This is a genomic window from Paenibacillus radicibacter (assembly GCF_024721995.1).
GTDB classification, from domain to species: Bacteria; Bacillota; Bacilli; order Paenibacillales; family NBRC-103111; genus Paenibacillus_AM; species Paenibacillus_AM radicibacter.
Genome location: NZ_JANQBC010000013.1, coordinates 112,794 through 135,751, shown reverse-complemented (window position 1 = coordinate 135,751; position 22,958 = coordinate 112,794). Strand labels below are relative to the sequence as shown.

Sequence of the window (22,958 nt, the reverse complement as noted above, 5' to 3'; positions counted from 1 at the left end):
AGGACAAAGTGATCCCCTTTGAAATCGTGAAATTACCATGATATAAATTCAATATTCACGATTGGAGCAGCGACCAGAAGTGATTCTTTTGAACACAGTCTGTTAGAATGGAGGTGGATAAAGATGAAGATGAATTTTTGAAGGAAGAACTGGATGCGTTTTGTGCTTTTCGGAGTGAGTGTCGTAGCTATATTGATCATGATAAAAAGGATGTTAAAAAGCGCTTGAATAGTGAAAATGTGTTAAAAAAAGTATAAGAATGATTTATGGAATTACGTTTTATTACATATGGAAACAGGCGCGGTTGCTGAATTTGGAATCTATGGAACGGTTGCATAAAGAGCATCAGATATTTTCATCATGGCTTTATATTCAAAACAATTTGCTTACTACTACTAAACTCTTTTAGTATTTTGCTCGAATTACTTAATTCTAAGGTTCCAAATGAATTGAATTTGAATTTTCTTATATCATAAATAAAATCATAAATGAATTTTCCATCTTTTATAAAGACGATTCTTCTATTAATATCGGACTCCAATCTTTGTAGGTTGCATTCAACTCCTACGAGCGTATTAATATTTTTAGTATCAGTAAAGGGGTCTTCTATAATAAATGCTTTATCCCAAACAAACGGAGTGATTTTAGAAAATTCAATTTCTTCTTCGCTCTTTAGTTCATTGATATTGGTTTCAATAATTTCACTTTTTGTGGGAGGAGTATTAGCAAAGTAATAGCTAATTAACCCTAATGAAATAAATACTAATATTATTACAATAGTAACTATTTTTTTTTTCATATTTTCTCCTATAAATTTTATAAGGAAGATCGTTCCCTGCACATACTCCCCACAAGTTCGATCTTCCTTATATTAATTATTTTATTATTGATTATGAATTCATTCTAACTTATTTTTTTAAAATAATCATTTCACCATTATTAATTTTTGTTTGAACTCTTTCTGCAAGATCAGTATTTGATACTGCATAAGGGATTTCATACCAACTAACACAATCTCTGCCTTTTCCGTTATTATGTAAATCCATCGCTCTATGTTGTAATCCATTAAACCCATTCCAAACCTCTGCCCTATATTGATCGTCAGTTAATCCATGATTTTCATGTGCAGTTGCGAATTTTTCTGCCAAATTCTTTGTAATATTTAAAGCCATTATCGCATTCCATAAAGCATGTCTAAATGCGTTCCCTTTATCACCATCTTTCCAACCTGGATAATAAGAGTTTGTGAGTGCATCTGTGTTATTCTTTGCCGCATTCACAATTAAAGCTTCCGCAGGATACATAGCAACTAACCACTTTTCATCTGTTGTTAAGTTATTCCAACTCTGTCCCGCTTCGCTTAATAAGCCTCTAGTCTGTACATTATCGTGATTTGTAAATACCATTCCTACAATTTCTTCTGGTGTTAATTGAGGCTTTTCTTTTTTTAATTCAATGATATGGTGAATAAATTCAATGTCTCCTGGACTTACAAATTTACTCATTTCGTCAAAGTTTCGAGATGAACCCTCAAGATTTTCCTCTAACAAATTTTTAATGTCATTTTTCATAAGTTCAAGTTCATTACTTGAACTTCGTGAAGAAGCCATTTCATAACTTGCATAGGATGAGGTTCCGTTTGTTACATTGGCATAAGCATATGAAGTACCTGGCAGTAGTAGAGATAAAGAAAGAATTGATAAGGTTGTTGCTTTAGCTAAAAATTGTTTTTTCAATAGATTGATCTCCTTTCATATTTAACTACAAAATGAGAATATCATAGCGAATATGTCGAAGTAAGGGGAAAAATGTAAAAAATATAATTTAATACTTTAATGGTTTTAACGTCCATGTTTTTATACAACGGATTGTAAATGTGAAGTGCGACATCTAAAATAAAGAAGCGGTAGCACGGTGAATTGCTATGAAGCTATGAATGCACAGAAAGCTAGCTGACAGGTAAGATCATATCAGAGGTAGCTCAGAGCTGTGTGAGAAACTAGAGAAGATTTATCTCCGGAGCAAATAGTAGGGAAGCGTCGTTGCGGAAGGAAAGACATTGGTATGTTTTAAGACACTAACTCTGGTTCTATGACGGCAAGCTCTCTTAAAGGGAAACGAAGCAAACCTCTGGAAACGAGGGGGATGTTTCTTGTAGGCATACTCATTCGTCAACGCCTCAAGGAGGTCCACATTAGTAAGAAATTTGGTCATCACGATACAGTCGTGACTAGCTGAGGAGTTCTACGATTTAGCGAAAGTAATGGATGAAGAACTCACGCTTGTAGTATCCCTTATTAATCACCGTCTTCGTAAATGTTTGGGATGGAAGTCTGCTCATGATGTATTTATGGATAAGCTGTCAACCTTAGTTTGATAAATCGTTATTTATTGAGGGAAGAATTTTTTCCCGAGGCGAGTGGTATTTGAACAAATTTGTATTCTTTTTGTACTTTCAGTGAAAGGCTTGTACAGCAGTATTCGTATGGTCTATAATAAAAGTTCATCTTTCATGTAAGCGCAAACAATATTTCTTTATACGAAGGAGACCTCAATTAAGATGAATCCAAAGAAAATGATCACAAAATTCTTAAGTCTGGGACTAGCTGTAACGATGGTTGGAGCTGCATTTACAAGCATTCCAGCACCAGCTAAGGCGGCGGAAGCTGCAAAGAATGATGAAGTGAAAATTACGCTTCTAGGTACATCAGATATTCATGGACGTTTCATGCCTTGGGACTATTCCACGGATGCAGCGAATAATACGGGCAGTTTAACACAATTGCTTACGATCATTAAGAAAGTTCGTGCAGAGAATCCGAATACAATCTTGCTTGATGCAGGGGACAGTATTCAAGGCAACTCAGCTGAGCTATTCAATGACCAACCACAATCACCAATGATGGTTGCAATGAATGAAATGGGCTATGACGCATGGGCGCTAGGTAACCATGAGTTTAACTTCGGACTTGATACACTTGAGAAGATTAGCAGCCAGTACAAGGGGCCAATCTTAGCAGGTAACATTTATAAAGAGAACGGTGAGCGTTTCTTGCCAGCTTCCACGGTTATTGAGCGTGCAGGCGTGAAAATCGGGGTAATTGGTATGGATACACCGATGACTGCAGAGTTTGAAAAAGGTACAGATCACGTTAACGGTATCGTATTCACGAATCCAGTTGATGAAACGAAAAAAGCAATTAAAGAGCTTGAAGGCAAAGTCGATGCAACTATCGGTCTTATGCATATGGGCTTGGAAAATGAAAATGGCAGACCAGGTACAGGTGTAGCGGATATTGCCAATGGCAACCCTGAGCTTACTGCTATTTTTGCAGGTCACATGCACAAGCTTGTGAAGAAGGAAGAAGTAAATGGTGTTCTAATTACTGAACCAGACAAATACGGTACACATATTTCCCGTATTGACCTTACTTTTGTAAAAGAGAACGGCAAGATGGTTCTGAAAAGTAAAGAAGCTACTGCACTTCCAGTTAAACAAGCGGATGGCAGTTTCACAACTTCTGATGCTGATCTTGAGAAAAAGCTTCACCCGTTCCACGAGCATGCTCGTGCAGATGCGAACATCGTAGTTGCTGAGCTTAAAGGCATGAACCTTGTTCCTAAGAACGAGATTGAAGGTATTCCACAAGTTCAAATTCAAGAAACGCGCCTTGCGGACTTCTTCAATGACGTGATGCTGCATTACAGTAAAGCAGACGTTGTTGCGCATCAGATCGACAATGACAAAGCACGTTTAGACATTGGTGCGATTAAGAAGAAAGATATTGCTTATAACTATCAATACGCGTTAGGTGAAATTACGAACTATAGAGTAACAGGTAAAGACCTGAAAGATTATATGGAATGGTCTGCTGGCTACTTCAATTCCACGCGTCCGGGCGATGTAACGATCAGCTTTGACAATAAGCGTCGTGCATCCAAGTACAGCACGAATGATTTCTTCGGCGGTGTGAAGTACGAGATCGATTTAACGAAGCCTTACGGTGACCGAATTACGAATGTACGCAAGCATGATGGAACACCGATTAAACCAGAAGACAAGTTGACTCTAGGTATGAATGCATACCGTATGGAATTTCTTCAAGCGAAAGGCGGCGCACTTGAAGGTCGTAAGTTCGAACAATTGTGGTCTTCCAAAGATGAGAGTGCTTACGGCGAGACAGAAGGTATTATTCGTAACCTTGCGATTAAATACCTGAAAGAAGAAAAGAATGGCGTATACGAGCCAAAAGTTCAAGATAACTGGAAAGTACTCGGTATCGATACAGCAGCACCTGAGCGTGCAGATGTTGTAGAACTGATCAATAAAGGCATTCTAGGGGTTCCAAAAACAGAAGATGGCAAGTTCACGAATGTGGCTTCCATTAACATTAAAGATGCAGTAACGAAAGAAATGATCGAAGAACTTGCGAAGAATGCAAAACTTGCTCCAGAGCAATTTGCAGGTGTACAAACAACTGGTGAGTTGTACAGCAAAGTGAATGCGGCTCTTAAGGCAGCAGGAACGGGTACAGAGGACAAGAAGCCGGTTGACGATAAGAAACCTGTTGAAGAAACTAAGCCTGTTGAGAAGCCAGTTACGGAGCCTGTAGTAGAGAAGCCGGAAGCTTCCAAACAAGGTGTTGTAACGGCATCCTTCCTTAACGTTCGTGCTGGTGCATCTTATGATGCAAAAGTTTTCGCGTCCGTACCTAAGGGAACAGTACTTGAAGTACTAGGCATGGAAAAAGGCTGGTTGAAAATTTCCTTCAATGGAAAAATTGCTTACGTGGGTCCATCTCATGTAACAGTTCAGTAATCATAATTAATAATAATAAAAGCGCATGCCCCTCAAAGGCATGCGCTTCTTTATTTCCTATCCACGTAACAAAAAGTAATCCGCCATCGTGAATACTAAGATCACCATGCTAATCACTTGATTAAGCTTATAAGACGCCAGCTTCATCAGCTTCGGGTTGCTCGGTTTAATAACGCGGTGCTCGGCTAGGAGCAGGATGAGTGCAATACCAAGTCCGACTAAGTACAGCCATCCCATATGTTGAATCCAGTATAAGCACACGAGGAGGAGCATCATAATCAGGTGGAAGCTTCTTGCGATAAAGAGTGCGTCTTCGAGTCCGAAGATGCTAGGTACAGACCATAGACCATTCTTCCGATCAAATTCAATGTCTTGGGTCGCGTACACAATATCGAAGCCAGCAATCCACAGCATAATAATCGTCCCTAAGATAAACGGTGTGAAGGCGAACTGACCGGTCACAGCGAACCAAGCGCCAACAGGTGCAGATGCAATTGTAAATCCTAAGTACAAGTGACATAACCATGTGAATCGCTTCGTGTACGAATAGGAGGAGATCAGAATGATCGCCACGGGCGACAAGGCGAAGCAGAGTGGATTCAGCATGTATGCCGCGAATATAAATAACAAGTAATTCAATATGATGAAGACCGCAACTTCTTTATCTTGAAGCAGCATTCTTGGCAAGTGGCGGTGAGCGGTACGTGGATTCAGCGCATCGAACTGCTTGTCGACAAGCCGATTAAACGCGTTAGCGCCGTTCCTCGCACCGATGAGCGCAATGAGTGACCACATCATGACATATAGTGGCGGGACGCCTCCAGCAGCCCATACAATGGATATAATCGCAAATGGAAGCGAGAATAACGTATGCGAGAACATAACAAGCTCTCCGAACATCCGTGTTTTATGATAAATTTTACTTAACAAAACCATATGCAGCCCATCTTTCGTCTACTTTCGTCTTGATCGAATCTGGCATGACAACATCATCTGGCCAATTACGTGTATGACCTTCACTAGCCCATTTCTTCGTCGCATCAATACCGAGCCTATGCCCATAATGCGCCGTATTCGATGCACAATCGAGCAGATCCAGCGGCCCTTCTGAGAGGACCAAATCGCGTTTCGGATCAATATTGTTAAACACCTTCCACATCACTTTGGAGACATCATGCGGACTCACTTGTTCATCTACAACGATAAGCATCTTCGTATACATCATGTGCTTAAGTCCCCATAATCCATACATAACTTTCTGGGCATGCTTCGGATACGCCTTCTTGATTGAGACGATCGCACAATTGTTAAAGATACCTTCAAGCGGTAAGTGTATGTCTACAATCTCAGGTAGTAAGCTGCGAAGGACAGGAACCATCGTTCGTTCCGTCGCTTTGGCGATATAACAGTTCTCTTGTGGTGGTTGCCCAACAATCGTCGTCGGATACACAGGTTTCATCTTCCGCGTCACCTTCTCAATATGAAAGACCGGAAAGTCATCCACAGCCGAGTAATACCCCGTGTGATTCGCATATGGGCCTTCCGCACGCATTTCATCCAGTTCCACATAGCCCTCAAGCACAAATTCCGCATCAGCTGGTACTAGGATATCACTGGTCACACATTTCACAACGCGGATAGGTTCTTTACGCAAAAATCCTGCAAACAACATCTCATCAATCTCTTTAGGCAGTGGTGCAGTGGCCGAATAAATGAGAGCAGGATCGCCGCCAAGTGCGACTGCCACAGGCATCCGTTTATGTCCCATTCTCCGATACTTCTCGTACGCTTCTCGTCCGTCTTTATGCCAATGCCAGTGAATGCCTGTCGTTCGCTGATCGAATACATGCAAGCGATACATCCCGACATTCTGCTGTCCCGTCTCCGGGTCTTGTGTGATGACAAGGGGAAGTGTGATCGCTCGTCCGCCATCCTGCGGCCAACTATGGAGAATCGGTAGTTCATCCAGATTCGGTTCTTCGATCACTTCTTGGCATGGCGCCATAACATCAATATCTATCTTTCTCGGAAAATAGTCCTTCAGCGCCTGACCATCACCAGCATTCGACTTCCATAAGCTCATAAACGCCTGCATGACCTCTGCAATGTCATCAAGCTTATTAAGTCCCAATGCAAGCGCCATACGCTCGTAAGACCCCATACTATTCATCAGCACGGGGTAGTTCGAGTTTTTCACTTTTGTAAAAAGGAGTGCGTTCCCGCGCTGCTTCACAACGCGGTCTGCAATCTCCGTCATTTCGAGGTAGCTGTCGACTTCCACATCAATAGAGTGGAGTAGTCCCCGCTTATTTAAATCTTGGATGAAGTGTTGCAAGTCCTGATAAGCCATAAGCTACACAAGTGCAGCTATTGCCACATCAAGCGCGGATAGCATCTTGTTGATATCGTCTTCCGTCACGACAAGCGGCGGTTGGAACGCAATTACATTGCGATTTACGCCATTCTTACCAATGATGAAGCCGCGGTCTTTCATGATCTCTAGAACTTGATCGACCACTACAGCACCCTTCGCTGGGTCTTCCGCACACATTTCCATGCCAAGCATCAGTCCAAGTCCACGTACGTCAGAGATCAAGCTGCTATATTTACTTTGTAACTCAACTAGATGATCTTTCAACATCTTGCCTAAATCCGCTGCACGATTTGCCAGCTTCTCCTGCTCAATGTAGTCCAGTACCGCTAGGGCTGTCACAGCTGATACAGGGTTACCGCCGAATGTTGAAGCGGAAGGCTTCGTGAATGCGGAAGCAATCTCATCGGTTGAAGCGAAGCAAGAGATCGGAACACCGTTCCCAAGCGCTTTCGCCATTGACATGATGTCGGGAACAATACCGAAGTGTTCCATCGCGAACATTTTGCCCGTACGACCGAATCCAGTTTGAATCTCATCCGAGATTAACAAGACGTTATATTGCTCTAGCAGTTTCTTCACTTCTTGGAAGTACCAAGGAACAGGAACGATCATCCCGCCATTGCCCTGAATCGGCTCAACGATCATTGCAGCAATCTGATCGCCTTTCTCTTCAAGCACTTTCTTCAGTGCATCCAGTGAGCGCGTAGCCGCTTCATCTGGCGTAAGCTTCGTATCATAAGGTCTTGGAATGAAAGATACATCTACATCATCCAAGTTGCTGTCTGCACGCCACATCGGAATGCCAGTGACTGCCATCGTCAGGTACGTACGACCATGAAGTCCATTCTCCAGCGCGATAAAACCACTCTTGCCCGTATATAATCGAGCAAGCAGCATCGCCCCTTCATTCGCTTCTGAACCGCTGTTGCAGAAGAACGTGCGGTTTAGCTTCCCAGGTAAGACAGATGCCATTTTTTCCGACAAATCAACCATCGGCTGTGTGAGGTAAATGGTCGTTGTATGCTGCAATTGTTGCAGTTGTTTGATTGTGGCAGTCGTAATTTGCTCATTACAATGCCCACATGCGACAACGGAAACACCTGCGAAGAAATCTACATATTGCTGATCCAGTTCATCGTACAAATATTGCATGCTACCGCGAACAAGCTGCGGTGGATTTTTGTAAAAATGCGCGGTACACGGGTAGAAGTAAGCTTTTCGTTTGGCAAGAATGCCTTCAGGACCGATGTAAGTCATGCGTTCAACTCCTCAATACCAAGATTAAAACTGCAAAGTACCTAACGTGTAACCTGCATACACAGGCTCCATCTCTGCGTAGATTTGATCACATTTTTCGATTGAACCAAGTGCCTTCATATAAGCTTGAACAACTGTACGCAGCTGCTCCGTCTTATACGTACAGCCTTCAATACGGAAGTGGGTAGCACCAACTTGATTCAATTCACGCAAGAGTGGGAGGTAGTTCAATTCTTTTGCAAGGGTAAGATGATTCTTCCCATGATGATCGCGATAAACTGGGTTTTCGCCTTTATCGGTTAGAAGGACAAGGTAGTCGTTATCCACGAACTTGTTGTCTTCTTCTGCGATCGCCTGCATCACTTCAGTATTCTCATATAGATCATGCTCCAAGTACATCGTAACCGGAGAGCCATGAACAACCATTTCAAGTGGAACGGTACTACTTTCAAGCAATGCCTTTAGGTTGTCTGTCGGTAACTCTAGAGAGGTAACAAGACGCTCGACACCGAATTCGGCATATTGCTCCGCTGCGAGATGATTAAAGATATTCAAGTTAAAGTCACCAACAAGCGGGTAACCGTATTTTTTAAATTTGCGAACAGCACCACTGTTGGTCACAAGTAATCCATCCAGATCAAGCTTGTTATTCGCAAGCAGTTGATCGTATTGATCAAATTGCAATTCGTTCATCATGCGTGGCATGCCGAGATAAATCTTGGAGCCAGCTTTCATTGCAGTAAGTTCTTCAACATCTTTCTTTGTAAAAGGAAGATCTGGCAGGAACACATCACCAGACAAGTAAATGTGATGAACCCCTTCTTCAATCGCCATCTTCGCTTGTTCCATGTTGTTCACGCGAACGCTAAGCTCTGCTGCTTTCACATCACGTTTACTAGTATTCTCGCTGAGGATTTCTTTGACTTTCGCAATGCGATCTTCGGAAATCTCACGTTCTTCCGTAGGTGTACTGAACACTTTACCTGTACTATAAAATTTACCTGTCCCTTCATAGCGACGGTTGATATTAGATAGACCAGGCTTACCAAATGCAAATGCAGTAGAGAAGTCGCGCTTGCGATTTTCTGTTAATAGGTCACGATCTTGAATGCGGTTATATCCGATTGGATCTTCAATGTAACGGTCAATGGCTTCACCATAGCTATTCACAAGCATCGTTAAGAATTCTTTGTCACGCATGCGACCTTCGATTTTGAAAGAAGTAATATGAGCATCAATAAGTTCAGGAATATGTTCGTACATGTACATATCTTTTGCTGCAAGCGGGTATTCGGTTGGATATACATAACCGTCGCGTTTAATGCGGTATTCCCATCTGCATGGCTTGAGGCACTTGCCGCGGTTACTACTAAACCCGAACATCATCGAGCTTGTGAAGCAGTTCGAACCGTTAACGGTACACATGTCACCATGTACGAAGTATTCAATCTCCATACCTGTAGCTTGTTGAAGTGTCTTAATCGTCTGAAGATCAAGTTCCCGCGAAGTTACGACGCGTGTAACACCAAGCTCTTTCAGAAGCTCAATCATCTCTAAATTATGAACGTTCATCATGACAGAAGAGTGGACATTAATATTAAGGTTCATTTCTTTGATCAGCTTAAATACGGCGAAATCTTGTGAAATAATAGCATCAGGCTGAACCCGATCAAGGAACTGGAAGTATGTTTGTGCTTCATCAAGATCACATTCATTCAATAGGTTGTTAACCGTTATATAGACTCTCTTATCCAGACCATGAGCAATTTCAATTGCCTTCTCGATCTCTTCATACGAGAAATTATAGCCTTTGCGCATCATACGCATGTTCAGACTCGGTCCACCTAGGTAAACCGCATCACAATTCGTATGAATAATTGTTTCAAAAATATCGAATGTACCGACTGGAGCGAGGAGTTCAACTTCTTTTCCATTAAAATAACGTGCCAAGTGAGGTTCCCCCTTGTTGTTTCTGGATTTTTATCGAATGTGATTATTATCATAGAGTATCTTTAAAAGCAAATGATCCCGACCATCGCAAGGAACATAATGCCAATAAAGGCGGTGTCTTGCAGATGCCAAGTTAATGTATAATAGCTCGATCTTGGAGCACCTAGTTGGAAGCCTCGCGACTCCATTGAATAAAGCAAATCCTCTGCCCTCTTAAAGGCACTGACCATGACGGGAACGAGCAGGGAAATTGCCATCTTCCCTTTGTCTTTCCAAGGTAATTCTTTCATATCCGCACCGCGTGAAGCTTGGGCTTTTACGATCTTCTGGGCTTCATCTAAGATCGTCGGAATGAAGCGCAGTGCAATGCTGATCATGAGTGCAATTTTTTGAGGTGATACGCCGATGATTGTAAACGGACGAAGAATACCTTCCAGTCCTTGTGTAAGCTTAATCGGTGTTGTCGTGAACGTAAGAATAGCGGTGAACGTCACGAATAGAATCATCCGCCCTGCCGCCAGCATGCCGCGTGTAATGCCTTGGTCGTAAACATGAATAAATCCCCAAGAAAATAGTAGTTCTCCTTCTTTTATAAAAAAGAATTGAAACAGCATCATGAATATAATGAGCGGAGCAAGCGGCTTAATTCCTCGCATAAACAGCTTGAGCGGAATTTTCGTGCTGATCATCACAGCAAGAGAAATGATCGCAAGCCACAATAAACCTTGCCACGTGTCGATGAGAATAACGCTGGCTGCATAGATCATCATCGCAGTCATTTTGGCGCGGGGATCAAGGTGATGCACCCATGAAGCGGTGTTGATAAATCTGCCGATGATAAGTCGTTGCTGCATCATGTGGAACCTCCTTTACCGTTAACAAGTTGACTGATTCGGTCTGCAAGGTGAGCGGCTGAATAATGATTCACTTGACTTGAAATTGCGAATTGCTCCTCTAGCTTCTGCCAGAACCGAAGCGGTTTAGGCAGGGCAACATCTAGCTTATCGCCCCCTTGCTTAGATACTTCATACATCCCTTGTATATTTCCTTGATAGACGACAGTCCCTTGTTTCATGACGATCCATTCATCGGCGTAGTCAATAATCTCTTCTGTCCGGTGGGTTACGATAACGATCGTCTTGCCTTGATCTTTGCATAAGTGATGAAGCATCTGAATAAGTTCCTCACGGCTTTGCGGATCAAGGGTCGCTGTCGGCTCATCAAGTAGGAGAATATCTGGATTCATAACGAGTACAGATGCAATTGCGACTTTACGCATCTGTCCGCCGCTTAACTGAAGCGGGTTGCGACTCAGCAGGGAAAGAGGAAGGCCCATTGCATGTAAGGCTTGTTCTGCCTGCTTCTTGGCTTGTTCCTCGGATACGCCAAAGTTACGTGGTCCGAACATCAATTCTTTCTCTACCGTCTCTTCGAATATTTGCTGCTCAGGAAATTGGAATACGAGACCAATGCGCCTGCGCAGCCCCTGCAATGATTGTAGTTTCTGCCCAGAGCGTATTTCATAATCTAAGATTTGAATCGTTCCATCTGTTGGCAGTAGAATACCGTTGCAATGCTGGAGTAGGGTGGATTTCCCGCATCCCGACGCACCGATAATACCGACGAATTGTCCTTCTTGTATGTGTATATTCACATCTTGTAGTCCTAAATAGTTGTGAAGCGGGTCAGTCTTATAAGTATGAGTTACGTGCTGGAATGTAATTGCCATAGTGCTTTCACCAATTCTTCTTCATTAGTGGGATTACTGTTAATTCGTACGCCGCGTCTGTGCAATTGTTCGATCAAATCATGGATAAAAGGCTTCTTTAAGCGACAGCGATGCATCACATGATCTTGTTTAAACAGTTCTTGCGGAGATGCATCTGCGATAATCGAGCCTCTTTCCATCGCAAGTACACGATCTGATGCTGCAATCTCGTCCATATCATGTGTAATCGAGATTAACGTATATTGCCCGCTAGCCTGCATTTCTTGCATAATCGCAATCATATCTTGCGTTGCGAGTTCATCGAGCATCGAGGTTGCTTCATCGAACACAATAATGTTCGGTTCCATCGCCAAGATGGACGCAATGGCTGCTCGCTGCTTCTGACCGCCTGACAACTGCCCAGGATGCTTCTCCAACAGGTGGGTAATGTTCATTCTACCTGCGTACTTATGGATGCGCTTATCCATCTCAATTTGCGATAGACCCAAATTTTCTAATCCGAAGATGATGTCATCTTTGACGGATTGTCCAATAAACTGATTATCTGGATTTTGAAAAATAAAACCGATCTGCTTGCGGATGTCATACTTGCTGCTGGAATCAAGTTCTATTCCGGCAATGTGAATTCGACCTTCTTTTTTGGATAAGAGAGCATTTAACAATTTTACTAGTGTTGATTTTCCGCTGCCGTTCGCCCCGACAATCGTGACCCACTGTCCTTTTGGAATATCAAACGTTACATCTTGGATCAGGGGCTCTTCAGCGCGATAAGCGAAAGATACATGCTCCATTTGAATGATGGGCTGCTCCATGAAAGTCCCCCTTTGGCTATTCAGGTTTAAACGCCTCGAACAGCGACAATTTGGATAGCGAATTGACTAAATATTTCACGGCAATCCCGACAAAAATACCAGTCGCAATGCCTGTCAGCATAAGCGCTGGCAAATAGTAGAAGATCGCACTGCTTTTTAAGACAATCATGGCTGCTGCTAATTGACCCGTGTTGTGGGCAAGACCACCAGCAATACTAATTCCGATCAGGCTAAGCTGATTACGTCCAAGTTTCATCAGGACATACATCACAACGAAGCTTGCCATTGCCCCGAAGAAACTGAATAGGAAGCTGGAGAATGTTCCGAATATGAACGATGTCAGGATCGTCTTGAGTACAACTAGGGTTAGCGTATCTTTGCCATTTAAGAAGTATAGACAAGTCAGTACCATGATGTTCGCAAGACCGAGCTTTGCACCGGGAATGGAGAAACTCACAGGAATCATTGCTTCCACAATGCTTAGCACAACGGCAACAGCAGCGAAGATAGCGAGAATGATGACTTTCTTGAGTGCCGTAGTAGAATCATTATTGGACGATGGCATCCGTATCATCTCCTCCCTTGCTCTCTCCGATAATCTCGACTAGAACACGATTGGGGAGACAGACGATGGTCTGACCGGGTTTCGTAATATGACCGAAGGTAAAGCACACATCATCGGGACAGTCGGCTTCTGCCATCTCAATGCCACGATTATGTATGCGCAGCTTATTGTATCCGCGTTCCGTCTTTACTTCGACGAATTGCTCTTCCTCAGTCAGTTCAACTGTCTTAAACGGCTTACCATCGACTGATATTTTGGCAAAAGTATTCATGTTTTGTAATTTTTCGCTATCATCACCAGCAAAAAACCGGGGTACCATAAAGATCAATGCTCCTATGAGTACAACCGCGATGAGGATCATATCGCCACGTTTAAGTTTCATGTAAGTACCTCTAGTTTCTAAAAAGTTTCTAAAAATTATAGATTTCCAAATAATATGTGAAAAAATGTACATACTTTTAACATTCAACATTATACACCAATATTTTTAAACTCGCTAGGAAGTATGGCATAGCGAAGACTAAAAACATGATTTTGGCTGTGACATCTTTCATAACGACTATCAAGTAATGTTTGTTAAAATGACCCCAAATATGAGAACGTCGGAGGAAATGTATGGGTATGCTAACTAAGAAACAAGTACTGAGCGTGATCGTATGTCTGTCATTGTTGCTTCTAACTGCCTGTGGCGGCAAGAGTGCGAGCGATAAAACCGATCAGCCGAAGGTTGAATCGTATTTTATTTTTGATACATTAGTGACGTTAAAGGTATACAGTAAGAAAGTCACGGACCAGCATTTTAAAGAAATGCATGAACTGATGAAAGATATCGACCTGAAGATGAACCGCGAGCATGCAGGCGGCGAATTGAATAAGGTGAATGCACAAGCAGGTAAGGAAGCTGTTCAAGTATCCAAGGAAACATTCGATGTGGTGAAGAAAGCATTCAATTATTCCGAACTGTCGAAAGGCTATTTCGATTTTGCTATTGGGCCGCTTGTCGACTTGTGGCAGATCGGTAAAGAAGGCGCGCATGTTCCCGCGAAGAATGAGATTGCGCATGCCGCAACACTGGTGAACTATAAAGAAGTGACGCTTGATGAAGCGAATCACACGATTAAATTAAATAAAGAAGGCATGAGCATTGACCTTGGCGGTATTGGCAAAGGTTATGCAGCTGACAAGCTCGCAGATTACTTACGAGATCATGGCATGGATAGTGCTATTATTGATTTAGGTGGAAATATTTATGCAGTTGGATCGAAAGTAGAGGACAGACCTTGGAACATTGGTATCCAAGATCCGAATCAAGCACGCGGCAATCAGATTGGAAAGATGAAAATTACCGATCAAACGGTTGTGACATCAGGTGTCTATGAGCGATTTTTCGTGGAAAATGGGGTTCATTATCATCATATCTTAGACCCACATACGGGTTATCCTGTGAAAAATAACATTAACAGCGTCACGATTGTGACGAAGCATTCAACCGATGCAGACGCCTTATCGACGACCGCATTCGCTCTTGGGATTGAAGAGGGACTCAAACTAATGAATTCACTCGAAGGTGTAGAGGCGTTATTCATTACGAATGAGAACAAAATTTATGCGACAACGGGAATTAAAGAGAAGTTTGAACTTACCGATAAGAAGTTCCAGTGGGCGAATTAATACGAAAAAAAGGAGTGCATAAGCTGTCGCCAGCTTGCACTCCTTTTTAACATAAAGAACAAGTATTAGAATACTTGAACGACCTCGTGAATACCTTCAACCTCTTCAACAAGTGCGCGTTCGATACCTGCTTTAAGAGTAATCGTTGAGCTTGGGCATGATCCGCAAGCACCCATAAGGCGAAGCTTAACGATACCATCTTCTACGTCAACAAGTTCAACGTCACCGCCATCGCGTTGCAAGAACGGACGTAATTTATCAAGAACCTCAAGCACTTCATCATATTGACTTACGCTTTGTGTGTTTTCAGACATATTTTCCAACTCCCTTCTTAATCCTTATTATATTACATTCATCTGCCAATTGAAAATAACTGTTGTCCTATGCGATACTTAATTATTATTTCCTTGAAGGTGGACGAGTTATGAGACCGATTATCGAATTTTGTGCTTCCAATATGCATCATGGCACAGATAAAGTGATGAAGAAGTTAGAAGAAAATCCGGACTATGATGTCCTTGAATACGGTTGTCTTGGCAATTGCGGGGGCTGTTACTTGAGCCCATACGCATTAGTAAATGGTGAAACGGTTGTCGCTGTGACAGCGGATGAGTTATATGACTTGATTATTCATAAAATTAAAGAAATTGAAGAGATGGATAACTTATTCGATTTCTAGGCGCGATGCTATAAACTTAGCCGAAGTGGTTCTTGGATTTCCAAAGTACACCATTCTTCAGTACGCGAGGCACCATACCTGTCATAACCGTACGTTTACCCATAATACCGAACCCCGTTTTCTTACCTAAGGAGCCGAGCACGCCTTTAAGCTTGATCTTGCCGATGCGCGGCTTCTCATTTCTCCATATCGCATCCATAATATCTGCAATTTGCTTGCCTTGTGCACCTGCAGCTTGACCGCTAGGGGAGAAAGGAAGCGATGCGCAGTCCCCAACCACGAACACCTCTGGGTATTCGGGAATCTGATGGAGATCGTTAAGAACGACTCGACCTTGCTTATCCTTCGCTACATCCAATGCCTCGACAATTGGACTTGGCTTAATGCCTGCTGTCCATATCGTTGTATCCGCAAGAATGATTTCGTCTCCATTGTATAGTTCACAGCCTTCAACGCGGCACAAGGAAACATGTGAACGCATTTCGATATCGTGCTGAAGCATCCAACTGCGAACAAATTCCTGGAGCTTATTCGGGAATGCGGACAAGATACTTGCTCCGCGATCCAAGATGCGGATATTTAAGTCAGGACGACTTTCACGAAGTTCAGCAGCGACTTCAACGCCGCTGAGTCCGCCGCCCACAATGGTTACTGTACCATAAGGGTTTACATCATTTACATTCTGGTATGTTTTTCGAGCTTGTGAGAACGATTGAAGAGAATTGGTGTACAGATCTGCACCAATAATACCGTGGTAATTATCTGTACAACCAAGTCCAATCGTGAGCCAATCATAATCAAGCGGTTCTTTACCTGCGAAAAGTATCTTCTTATTCTCAAGATCTACACCCGTTACTTCTCCAAAGCTCAAAATGAGTCTAGGATCATCTGGGAAAGGTGTGCGAAGACTCGTCTCAGCAACGGTTCCTGCTACAAGTGCGTAGTACTCGGTTTTAAGCCCCTGAAATGGCATGCGGTCAACAAGGACGATCACCGCATCATCAGGCAAATCTTTTTCCAGCAGTTGGTGTGCAATAGCAAGTCCCCCGTAACCTCCGCCGAGAATAACAAACTTCTTCATATGTTGTATCCTTCCCCAATCTTGAATCGTGTTGAACCTGCGCTTACGCAGGCTTAGTATGTTTGGATTTCGTTATAAAACGTATCTCGTTCTACTGGGACACGGTCTGCACCTTTAATTAGATAAATAAGCTCATCTTTAGTAAGACCTTCTGGGGATGTTGCTCCTGCTGCGTGAGAAATACGTTCTTGAACAATCGTTCCGTGTACGTCGGAAGCGCCGAACGCAAGGGAAATTTGAGTAATCTTCGTACCCATGTTAATGAAATATGCTTTGATATGCTGAATGTTGTCACACATGAGGCGAGAGATCGCAATGGTCTTAAGCTCATCCCATGCAGATACGCGGCGCTTAATGCCTGCATTCACTGACGCAGGTTGGACAGAGTTCGGAATGAACACTAGGAAACCACCGGTTTCGTCTTGCAGTTCACGCAATTGAATCATATGCTCAATGCGCTCTTCCATCGTCTCAATAGAACCATATAGCATCGTTGCATGTGTTTTCATGCCAAGGCTGTGGGCTACGCGCTGTACTTCAAGCCATTGCTCAGTCGTTGCTTTACCTACACCCATTTTCTTGCGATAACGCTCTGATAAAATTTCTGCGCCTCCACCAGTCAGTGTTCCAAGTCCTGCTTCAATCAGGGTTTCTAACACTTCTTTGTAGCTAAGACCAGAAATGCGGGAGAAGAATTCGATCTCAGCAGCCGTATGCGCTTTGATCTCTACATTCGGATACTGCTTTTTGAGTCCGCGAATGCAGTCCACATAGTATTCAAAGTTGACGTTCGGATTGTGTCCGCCTGTAATGTGGAATTCTCTCATGTCTGGGTGATAATGTTGATCAATGAACGGGAAAATTTCTTCCGCAGAAAGTGTGTAAGCACCTTCTTCACCTTCATCACGGCGGAAATGACAGAACGCACAATGTGCTTCACATACGTTGGTGAAATAAAGGCTCATATTTTCAATGAAATAGACCTTCTTTCCATTCATACGTAAGTTCACCATATTCGCTAATTGTCCAATCGTCAGCAAGTCATCAGATTGATACAGGTATAGGCCGTCCTCTTTCGTTAGACGTTCACCACGTTGTACTTTTTCAGAAATCTCGGTCATTCTCTGGTCAGGGCTGCTTAGGATTACATTCATCACATAGCCTCCTTCATTTGTATTCAATCAAACTATCCATTGGTTAAACGTACATAAATAATCCATCCTATTATAAACCTATCAATAAAGTGGGGCAATACAGAACTGTTGACATTTTATTAGTAGGTTGTGTGCGCCATGCGTCAAATATTAGGGAAAAAATATGAAAAAAGTGGAATTCTGGATTCCAAATCAATCGAATTTCCTGTATACTTTGACATTATGTAGGAGGCTTCGGACTTTATTTTAGTATGAAAGGTGATGGAGAGTGTTAGCGATTGTCGATCAGAAGGAATTGCTGATTGATCTGAATAGACAGATTGAAGCAATGCGTAGTCACATGGTTTCGCTTGGAACGAAATATGATTTCTTGCATCCGGAAGTTCAAATTTGCAGTAAAAGATTAGATCGACTACTTATGGAGTACTATATCGCCTCTTTACACTTACAGAAGTACTGAGATGGATGTTCTGCCTGCTTGAGCCCCTTATTATTTCGGGGTATACTAGAGTAGGTAAGATGAAAAGTGTGATAGGAGGCTTTTTCTATGATTCAAATTAGTGAAGCAGCAGCTGATAAAATAAAGGAAATGCTTGCCGCAGAAGAAGTACCTAACTTGTTCTTACGTCTAGGCGTAACTGCAGGGGGTTGCAGCGGTTTTTCTTATGGAATGGGATTTGATGATGCGCAAGCACCGTCAGATAAAGAATTCGAATTGCATGGCTTGAAGGTCGTTGTTGACAAGGAAAGTGCGAAGTACTTGTACGGCGTTGAGATTGACTTTAAGGACCAAGGAATGGGTGGAGGCTTTACGATTGACAATCCGAATGCGGTAGCATCTTGTGGTTGTGGACAGTCCTTCAAACATAAAGAAGAAGAAGGCGCACCAGAGAAGTGTGATGATTAATTTTGAAGTGTGACGTCTTATTGGAACGGCTTATATCGAACCTTCTGTGTTTGTGCCCGGTAAGCGGCATGAATGCAGGAGGTTTTTTTATACGGTATAGAGTGTTCGAAAAGTTAAATGGAGAAGAAAAGGATCGCTGGAGGAGCCAAGCGTTCGCCTTTGAAATCGTGAAATAACCATAAAATAAATTCAAAATCCACGATTGAGACTCACAGGGTTTCCGAAGGAAAGCCACTTCGTAAGCATTTAAGTGATTCTTTTATTCGCAGTGTCCCACTTTTTGAACATGCTCTTCGTTTATCGTATTTAATAAATAATACGATTCAGTACATGTTTTCAAATTATATTTTTTAATCGCAAAAACAATTCACAACCTGTGTATAATAGTTATCCACATAACCCCAAGCAGAGTAACAAGCGTTACGACATTTATCAACATTTAATCAACAAAATATTCACAATATTCTGTGGATAAGCCCAGCTTGTTCTATTTTTTTGTCCATGATAGTATGATGATACTTTAAATGGAAAAAGGTGGTTAAATTGAGAATTATAAGCGATGAAATGCTTCTCAGTTCCTTTTATCAGGCTGTTGATTTAAGGCTTGAGCATGAGTTTATTGACCTTCTGCTTAGAGAAATCAAACGACGTAAATTAAAACTAGTAAGAACGTACATATACAGATAACTGGAAGGTATGGTCGCAAAGTGGACAACTCATCATGTGCAGACACGTATGCTGCGATAAGTCGGTCAAGCCATTGGAGAACGACAACACATCCATGGACCGATAAGGAGAGTAGGGACCTAAGTAATCATTATAGGGACCGAAGTCTTGTGCTTCTGCATGACAATGCGGGCAATTTGCGGTGAGTTGCTGAAGACCATTACATACTTCACAAAAATAAGACAAAGGGTATTCCTCCTTGTAATCGATTCTTACATCGAACAAGGCTAGAATACCCTTTTTTATTGAAAGCTATTTGTTACAATTGAATTAGAACTTGAGGTTCGAGCTGTGTCCTGGGGATAACTTCGCTTTAGGATCGATGTACACTTTTGCATTGTTGATCGCAGTAGGTGCTTCACCAAATCCAACAGCAATAAGTTTCAGCTTACCAGGGTAAGTTGTAATATCGCCTGCTGCAAAAATACCAGGGATATTCGTCTCCATGCGAGAATCAACGACGATAGATCCGCTTTCAATCTCAAGACCCCACTCTGCAATTGGGCCAAGGGAAGATACGAAACCGAAGTTAACGATGACCGCATCGACATCAAGTGTCATTTCCTCACCTGATTTGCAATCCGTAAGAGTGACTTGCTCGATGAAGTCTCCACCATGAAGCTTCGTAATTTCTTTAGGTGTTACGACATTCACTTTGGAGTTCATTAAGTTCTCTACACTGTGCTCGTGCGCACGGAACTTGTCTCTGCGGTGAATCAGTGTCACTTGCTCAGCGATTGGCTCAAGCATTAACGCCCAGTCCACTGCGGAGTCGCCGCCACCAGAGATTAATACTTTTTTACCTGCATAAGCATTCAGATCACTAATGAAGTACTGCAAGTTCTTCTTCTCATACTGCGAAGCTTCTGTAAGCTCTAGACGACGTGGTTCAAACGCGCCTACGCCACCGGATATAATAATGGAGCGGCTGAAGTGAACGCCTTTATCTGTTGTTACTTCAAATAAACGCTCTTCTTTTTTGGAAACGGAAACCACTTTTTCTTCTAAGCTAATTTGTAGATCAGGGAAAAGCTTCATTTGCTCTTTCAAGTTGTCTACCAAATTTTGCGCTGTCACCTTAGGGAAACCTGCAACATCATAGATGTATTTTTCAGGATAAAGGGCCGCAAGCTGTCCGCCTAGTTGTGGCATACTCTCGATGATTCGGACGGAAGCTTGTCTCATTCCACCATAAAACGCCGCGAACATACCAGCGGGTCCACCACCGATAATGATAATATCTACGATTTGATTGTCGTCGCTTTGAATGACTGTCAATAGAAACACCTCCGAAGGGAATAGCACATCAGTTATTCATTATAAATCTTCCGAAGAAGAAAATAAAATACAATTTCTAGATTTCATGAAAACGAATGTGAAAATAATAATTAGAATTTTTACAATACGCGCAAAAAAAGCCTTGATATTTAGAAAAGGAAATTATATGATACACTTTGGACTTTATCTAATCCATGGAATAATTTACCCTTTTCGCTTGCTTTAAAAAATTGCTATGATAAATATCACAAAGAACATATTACCTTAGGCAACAATGTGTAAATTTTCACAATAATAAAAAATACGATAAATTGGAGAGTTGTGGAACATGAGTAGAATACCTAAGATTGTTATTTTAGGAGCAGGTTACGGCGGAGTCGTAACGGCATTACGTTTGCAAAAAACGTTAAATTATAATGAAGCAGATGTGACGTTGGTTAACAAACACGACTATCACTATATTACAACATCTTTACACATTCCTGCAGCGGGTACTGGTAATCCAGAAGATTCGCGCGTAAATATTACGAAATTAATTGATGAATTCAAGATTGACTTCGTGAAGTCAACTGTTACACATATCAACTTGGAAGATAAGAAAGTAACGCTTGAAGATGGCACACTTTCCTACGACTACCTTGTAGTAGGTCTAGGTGGAGAGCCTGAAACTTTCGGTATTCCAGGTCTTAAAGAACATGCAATGAACATTCGCAGTATTAACTCGGTTCGTCACATTCGTGAGCATATCGAGTATCAATTCGCGAAGTATAAGCGTGAGCCAGAACATCCAGAACTACTAACAATCGTTGTCGGCGGTGCTGGATTTACAGGAATCGAGTTCCTTGGTGAGCTTGCTGACCGTGTTCCAGAACTTTGTAAAGAGTTCGACGTTGATCCAGGTCTTGTTCAGATCATTAACATTGAAGCAGCACCGACTGCACTTCCAGGCTTTGACCCTGAACTTGTTGAGTATGCAATGCGCGTTCTTGGCGATAAAGGCGTGACATTCAAGATTGCGACTGCGATTCAAGAATGTACACCAGAAGGCGTACTAATTGCTGGTGATGAGTTCATCAAAGCAGGTACTGTCATCTGGACAGGTGGTATCCGTGGTAATCACTTGCTAGACGAAGCAGGCTTCGAGACGATGCGTGGACGTATTAAAGTCGACGAGTTCTTGCGTGCACCAAGCTACGATAATATCTTCGTTCTAGGTGATTCTTCTCTAGTAATTAGCCCTGAGAATCGTCCTTACCCGCCAACGGCACAAATCGCTTGCCAACAAGGTGTTGTCGTTGCGCAAAACTTGATCGGTTCGATTCGTGGTTCTGAACTAAAATCATTCACGTTCGTAAATAAAGGTGTTGTTGCATCTTTAGGTAAAGGTGAAGCAGTAGGTGTAGTCGGAACTCGCAAGATCAAAGGTAACGTTGCAGCTCTTATGAAGAAGGTTATCGATAACCGTTACTTGTTCATTATTGGCGGCGTGCCACTTGTGATTAAGAAAGGTAAAATTATTTAATTATGCGCCATTGTAGTGTGCAAGTTAGAGGACTACTGACTCGAGATGAACTTGATCGATATAACGCGTTATTCGATGTAGGGCACTATCTTGAAGAGCAGAATCGTTATGATCTTGTCGCCACTGTGCAAAAAGAGATCGACATTCTTATTCTTCCCGCGATTGAACGCTTGAAGGAGAAGGGTCGGCAGCGTGATCGGGATACCGAAGAGTATCTCGCACGCAAAGCAGAGATGGAAGCTCAGCTTCGAGCGATTGCAGATGAAGACGATGAATAACCGCATACGAAGATAAAGAAAGTCTTACCGGAGGTCATGTGCCAAAGGTAAGACTTTTTTGTATCCAAGAAGTCTGTAAGAGTGTGTTCAAAAAGTTAAGCGGAAGAGAAAGATGCACTGTAGGAACGAAGTGTTCGCCTTTGAAATCGTGAAAAT

The 22,958-nt window shown here is 42.4% G+C and carries 25 protein-coding genes; 9 read left to right on the top strand and 16 right to left on the bottom strand.

The genetic code is table 11. The features are described from left to right. Positions 1 to 113: 113 nt before the first annotated feature. Positions 114 to 257 carry a hypothetical protein gene (locus NV379_RS21750; protein ID WP_258209447.1) on the top strand — a complete coding sequence of 48 codons (144 nt, stop codon included), beginning with the start codon at positions 114 to 116 and terminating at the stop codon, positions 255 to 257. A gap of 101 nt (positions 258 to 358) precedes the next feature. Here NV379_RS21750 and NV379_RS21745 read toward each other — a convergent pair whose 3' ends face one another. Further along, positions 359 to 799 carry a hypothetical protein gene (locus NV379_RS21745; protein ID WP_258209446.1) on the bottom strand — a complete coding sequence of 147 codons (441 nt, stop codon included), beginning with the start codon at positions 797 to 799 and terminating at the stop codon, positions 359 to 361. Positions 800 to 908: 109 nt separating this feature from the next. Continuing rightward, positions 909 to 1,736: a DUF6973 domain-containing protein gene (locus tag NV379_RS21740; protein WP_258209445.1), complete on the bottom strand. Its 828-nt coding sequence runs from the start codon at positions 1,734 to 1,736 to the stop codon at positions 909 to 911. An 824-nt stretch (positions 1,737 to 2,560) separates the two neighbouring features. Here NV379_RS21740 and NV379_RS21735 point away from each other — a divergent pair. Then, positions 2,561 to 4,819, top strand: a complete 2,259-nt coding sequence (locus NV379_RS21735) for a 5'-nucleotidase C-terminal domain-containing protein (protein WP_373426146.1) — start codon at positions 2,561 to 2,563, stop codon at positions 4,817 to 4,819. A gap of 57 nt (positions 4,820 to 4,876) precedes the next feature. On the opposite strand, the gene NV379_RS21730 is transcribed toward NV379_RS21735, so the two are convergent. From NV379_RS21730 to NV379_RS21690, 9 genes are all read right to left on the bottom strand, one after another. Next, complete coding sequence (locus tag NV379_RS21730) at positions 4,877 to 5,755, bottom strand: UbiA-like polyprenyltransferase (protein WP_258209444.1); 879 nt, start codon at positions 5,753 to 5,755, stop codon at positions 4,877 to 4,879. Beyond that, positions 5,739 to 7,169: a menaquinone biosynthesis decarboxylase gene (locus tag NV379_RS21725; RefSeq protein WP_258209443.1), complete on the bottom strand. Its 1,431-nt coding sequence runs from the start codon at positions 7,167 to 7,169 to the stop codon at positions 5,739 to 5,741. Before NV379_RS21725 ends, NV379_RS21730 begins: the two co-directional genes overlap by 17 nt. A 3-nt stretch (positions 7,170 to 7,172) precedes the next feature. After that, the gene (locus NV379_RS21720; protein ID WP_258209442.1) at positions 7,173 to 8,450 is read right to left on the bottom strand and encodes an aspartate aminotransferase family protein; all 1,278 of its coding nucleotides are present in this window, start codon (positions 8,448 to 8,450) and stop codon (positions 7,173 to 7,175) included. Positions 8,451 to 8,474: 24 nt separating this feature from the next. Next, positions 8,475 to 10,400 carry a peptidase U32 family protein gene (locus NV379_RS21715; RefSeq protein WP_258209441.1) on the bottom strand — a complete coding sequence of 642 codons (1,926 nt, stop codon included), beginning with the start codon at positions 10,398 to 10,400 and terminating at the stop codon, positions 8,475 to 8,477. Between the two features lie 62 nt (positions 10,401 to 10,462). Beyond that, positions 10,463 to 11,254 carry an energy-coupling factor transporter transmembrane component T family protein gene (locus NV379_RS21710; protein WP_258209440.1) on the bottom strand — a complete coding sequence of 264 codons (792 nt, stop codon included), beginning with the start codon at positions 11,252 to 11,254 and terminating at the stop codon, positions 10,463 to 10,465. After that, positions 11,254 to 12,129: an ATP-binding cassette domain-containing protein gene (locus NV379_RS21705; protein ID WP_258209439.1), complete on the bottom strand. Its 876-nt coding sequence runs from the start codon at positions 12,127 to 12,129 to the stop codon at positions 11,254 to 11,256. The genes NV379_RS21710 and NV379_RS21705 overlap by 1 nt, the downstream gene beginning before the upstream one ends. Continuing rightward, on the bottom strand, positions 12,105 to 12,941 hold the full coding sequence (locus NV379_RS21700) for an energy-coupling factor transporter ATPase (protein ID WP_258209438.1): 837 nt from the start codon (positions 12,939 to 12,941) through the stop codon (positions 12,105 to 12,107). The genes NV379_RS21705 and NV379_RS21700 overlap by 25 nt, the downstream gene beginning before the upstream one ends. A 16-nt stretch (positions 12,942 to 12,957) precedes the next feature. Further along, positions 12,958 to 13,506, bottom strand: a complete 549-nt coding sequence (locus tag NV379_RS21695; protein ID WP_258209437.1) for a Gx transporter family protein — start codon at positions 13,504 to 13,506, stop codon at positions 12,958 to 12,960. After that, positions 13,490 to 13,888, bottom strand: a complete 399-nt coding sequence (locus NV379_RS21690; protein ID WP_258209436.1) for a NusG domain II-containing protein — start codon at positions 13,886 to 13,888, stop codon at positions 13,490 to 13,492. Before NV379_RS21690 ends, NV379_RS21695 begins: the two co-directional genes overlap by 17 nt. Before the next feature lie 233 nt (positions 13,889 to 14,121). On the opposite strand from NV379_RS21690, the gene NV379_RS21685 reads away from it, so the two are divergent. Continuing rightward, on the top strand, positions 14,122 to 15,177 hold the full coding sequence (locus NV379_RS21685) for an FAD:protein FMN transferase (RefSeq protein ID WP_258209435.1): 1,056 nt from the start codon (positions 14,122 to 14,124) through the stop codon (positions 15,175 to 15,177). 65 nt (positions 15,178 to 15,242) lie between these two features. Here NV379_RS21685 and NV379_RS21680 read toward each other — a convergent pair whose 3' ends face one another. Then, positions 15,243 to 15,491 (bottom strand): NifU family protein, encoded by a 249-nt coding sequence (locus NV379_RS21680; protein WP_258209434.1) that lies wholly within the window; start codon positions 15,489 to 15,491, stop codon positions 15,243 to 15,245. A 110-nt stretch (positions 15,492 to 15,601) separates the two neighbouring features. On the opposite strand from NV379_RS21680, the gene NV379_RS21675 reads away from it, so the two are divergent. Next, positions 15,602 to 15,856 carry a YuzB family protein gene (locus NV379_RS21675; RefSeq protein WP_258209433.1) on the top strand — a complete coding sequence of 85 codons (255 nt, stop codon included), beginning with the start codon at positions 15,602 to 15,604 and terminating at the stop codon, positions 15,854 to 15,856. Positions 15,857 to 15,872: 16 nt separating this feature from the next. Here NV379_RS21675 and NV379_RS21670 read toward each other — a convergent pair whose 3' ends face one another. Then, complete coding sequence (locus tag NV379_RS21670; protein ID WP_258209432.1) at positions 15,873 to 16,937, bottom strand: NAD(P)/FAD-dependent oxidoreductase; 1,065 nt, start codon at positions 16,935 to 16,937, stop codon at positions 15,873 to 15,875. A gap of 53 nt (positions 16,938 to 16,990) precedes the next feature. Further along, on the bottom strand, positions 16,991 to 18,091 hold the full coding sequence (mqnE, locus tag NV379_RS21665; RefSeq protein WP_258209431.1) for an aminofutalosine synthase MqnE: 1,101 nt from the start codon (positions 18,089 to 18,091) through the stop codon (positions 16,991 to 16,993). A gap of 268 nt (positions 18,092 to 18,359) precedes the next feature. Here mqnE and NV379_RS21660 point away from each other — a divergent pair, with 268 nt between their 5' ends. From NV379_RS21660 to sda, 3 genes are all read left to right on the top strand, one after another. Next, entirely contained in the window at positions 18,360 to 18,551 is a 192-nt protein-coding gene (locus NV379_RS21660; RefSeq protein WP_258209430.1) for an aspartyl-phosphate phosphatase Spo0E family protein, read from the top strand. Positions 18,552 to 18,638: 87 nt separating this feature from the next. Further along, entirely contained in the window at positions 18,639 to 18,998 is a 360-nt protein-coding gene (locus NV379_RS21655) for a HesB/IscA family protein (RefSeq protein WP_258209429.1), read from the top strand. Positions 18,999 to 19,562: 564 nt separating this feature from the next. Further along, the gene (gene sda, locus NV379_RS21650; protein WP_308860319.1) at positions 19,563 to 19,685 is read left to right on the top strand and encodes a sporulation histidine kinase inhibitor Sda; all 123 of its coding nucleotides are present in this window, start codon (positions 19,563 to 19,565) and stop codon (positions 19,683 to 19,685) included. Here sda and NV379_RS21645 read toward each other — a convergent pair. Continuing rightward, positions 19,659 to 19,910, bottom strand: a complete 252-nt coding sequence (locus tag NV379_RS21645; protein ID WP_258209427.1) for a hypothetical protein — start codon at positions 19,908 to 19,910, stop codon at positions 19,659 to 19,661. The genes sda and NV379_RS21645 overlap by 27 nt on opposite strands. A gap of 84 nt (positions 19,911 to 19,994) precedes the next feature. Next, positions 19,995 to 21,002, bottom strand: coding sequence for an NAD(P)/FAD-dependent oxidoreductase (locus NV379_RS21640; RefSeq protein WP_308860318.1), 1,008 nt, complete (start codon positions 21,000 to 21,002; stop codon positions 19,995 to 19,997). Positions 21,003 to 21,330: 328 nt separating this feature from the next. On the opposite strand from NV379_RS21640, the gene NV379_RS21635 reads away from it, so the two are divergent. Continuing rightward, the gene (locus NV379_RS21635; protein ID WP_258209426.1) at positions 21,331 to 22,524 is read left to right on the top strand and encodes an NAD(P)/FAD-dependent oxidoreductase; all 1,194 of its coding nucleotides are present in this window, start codon (positions 21,331 to 21,333) and stop codon (positions 22,522 to 22,524) included. A gap of 2 nt (positions 22,525 to 22,526) precedes the next feature. Beyond that, complete coding sequence (locus NV379_RS21630; protein WP_258209425.1) at positions 22,527 to 22,802, top strand: hypothetical protein; 276 nt, start codon at positions 22,527 to 22,529, stop codon at positions 22,800 to 22,802. The last annotated feature ends 156 nt before the right edge of the window (positions 22,803 to 22,958 follow it).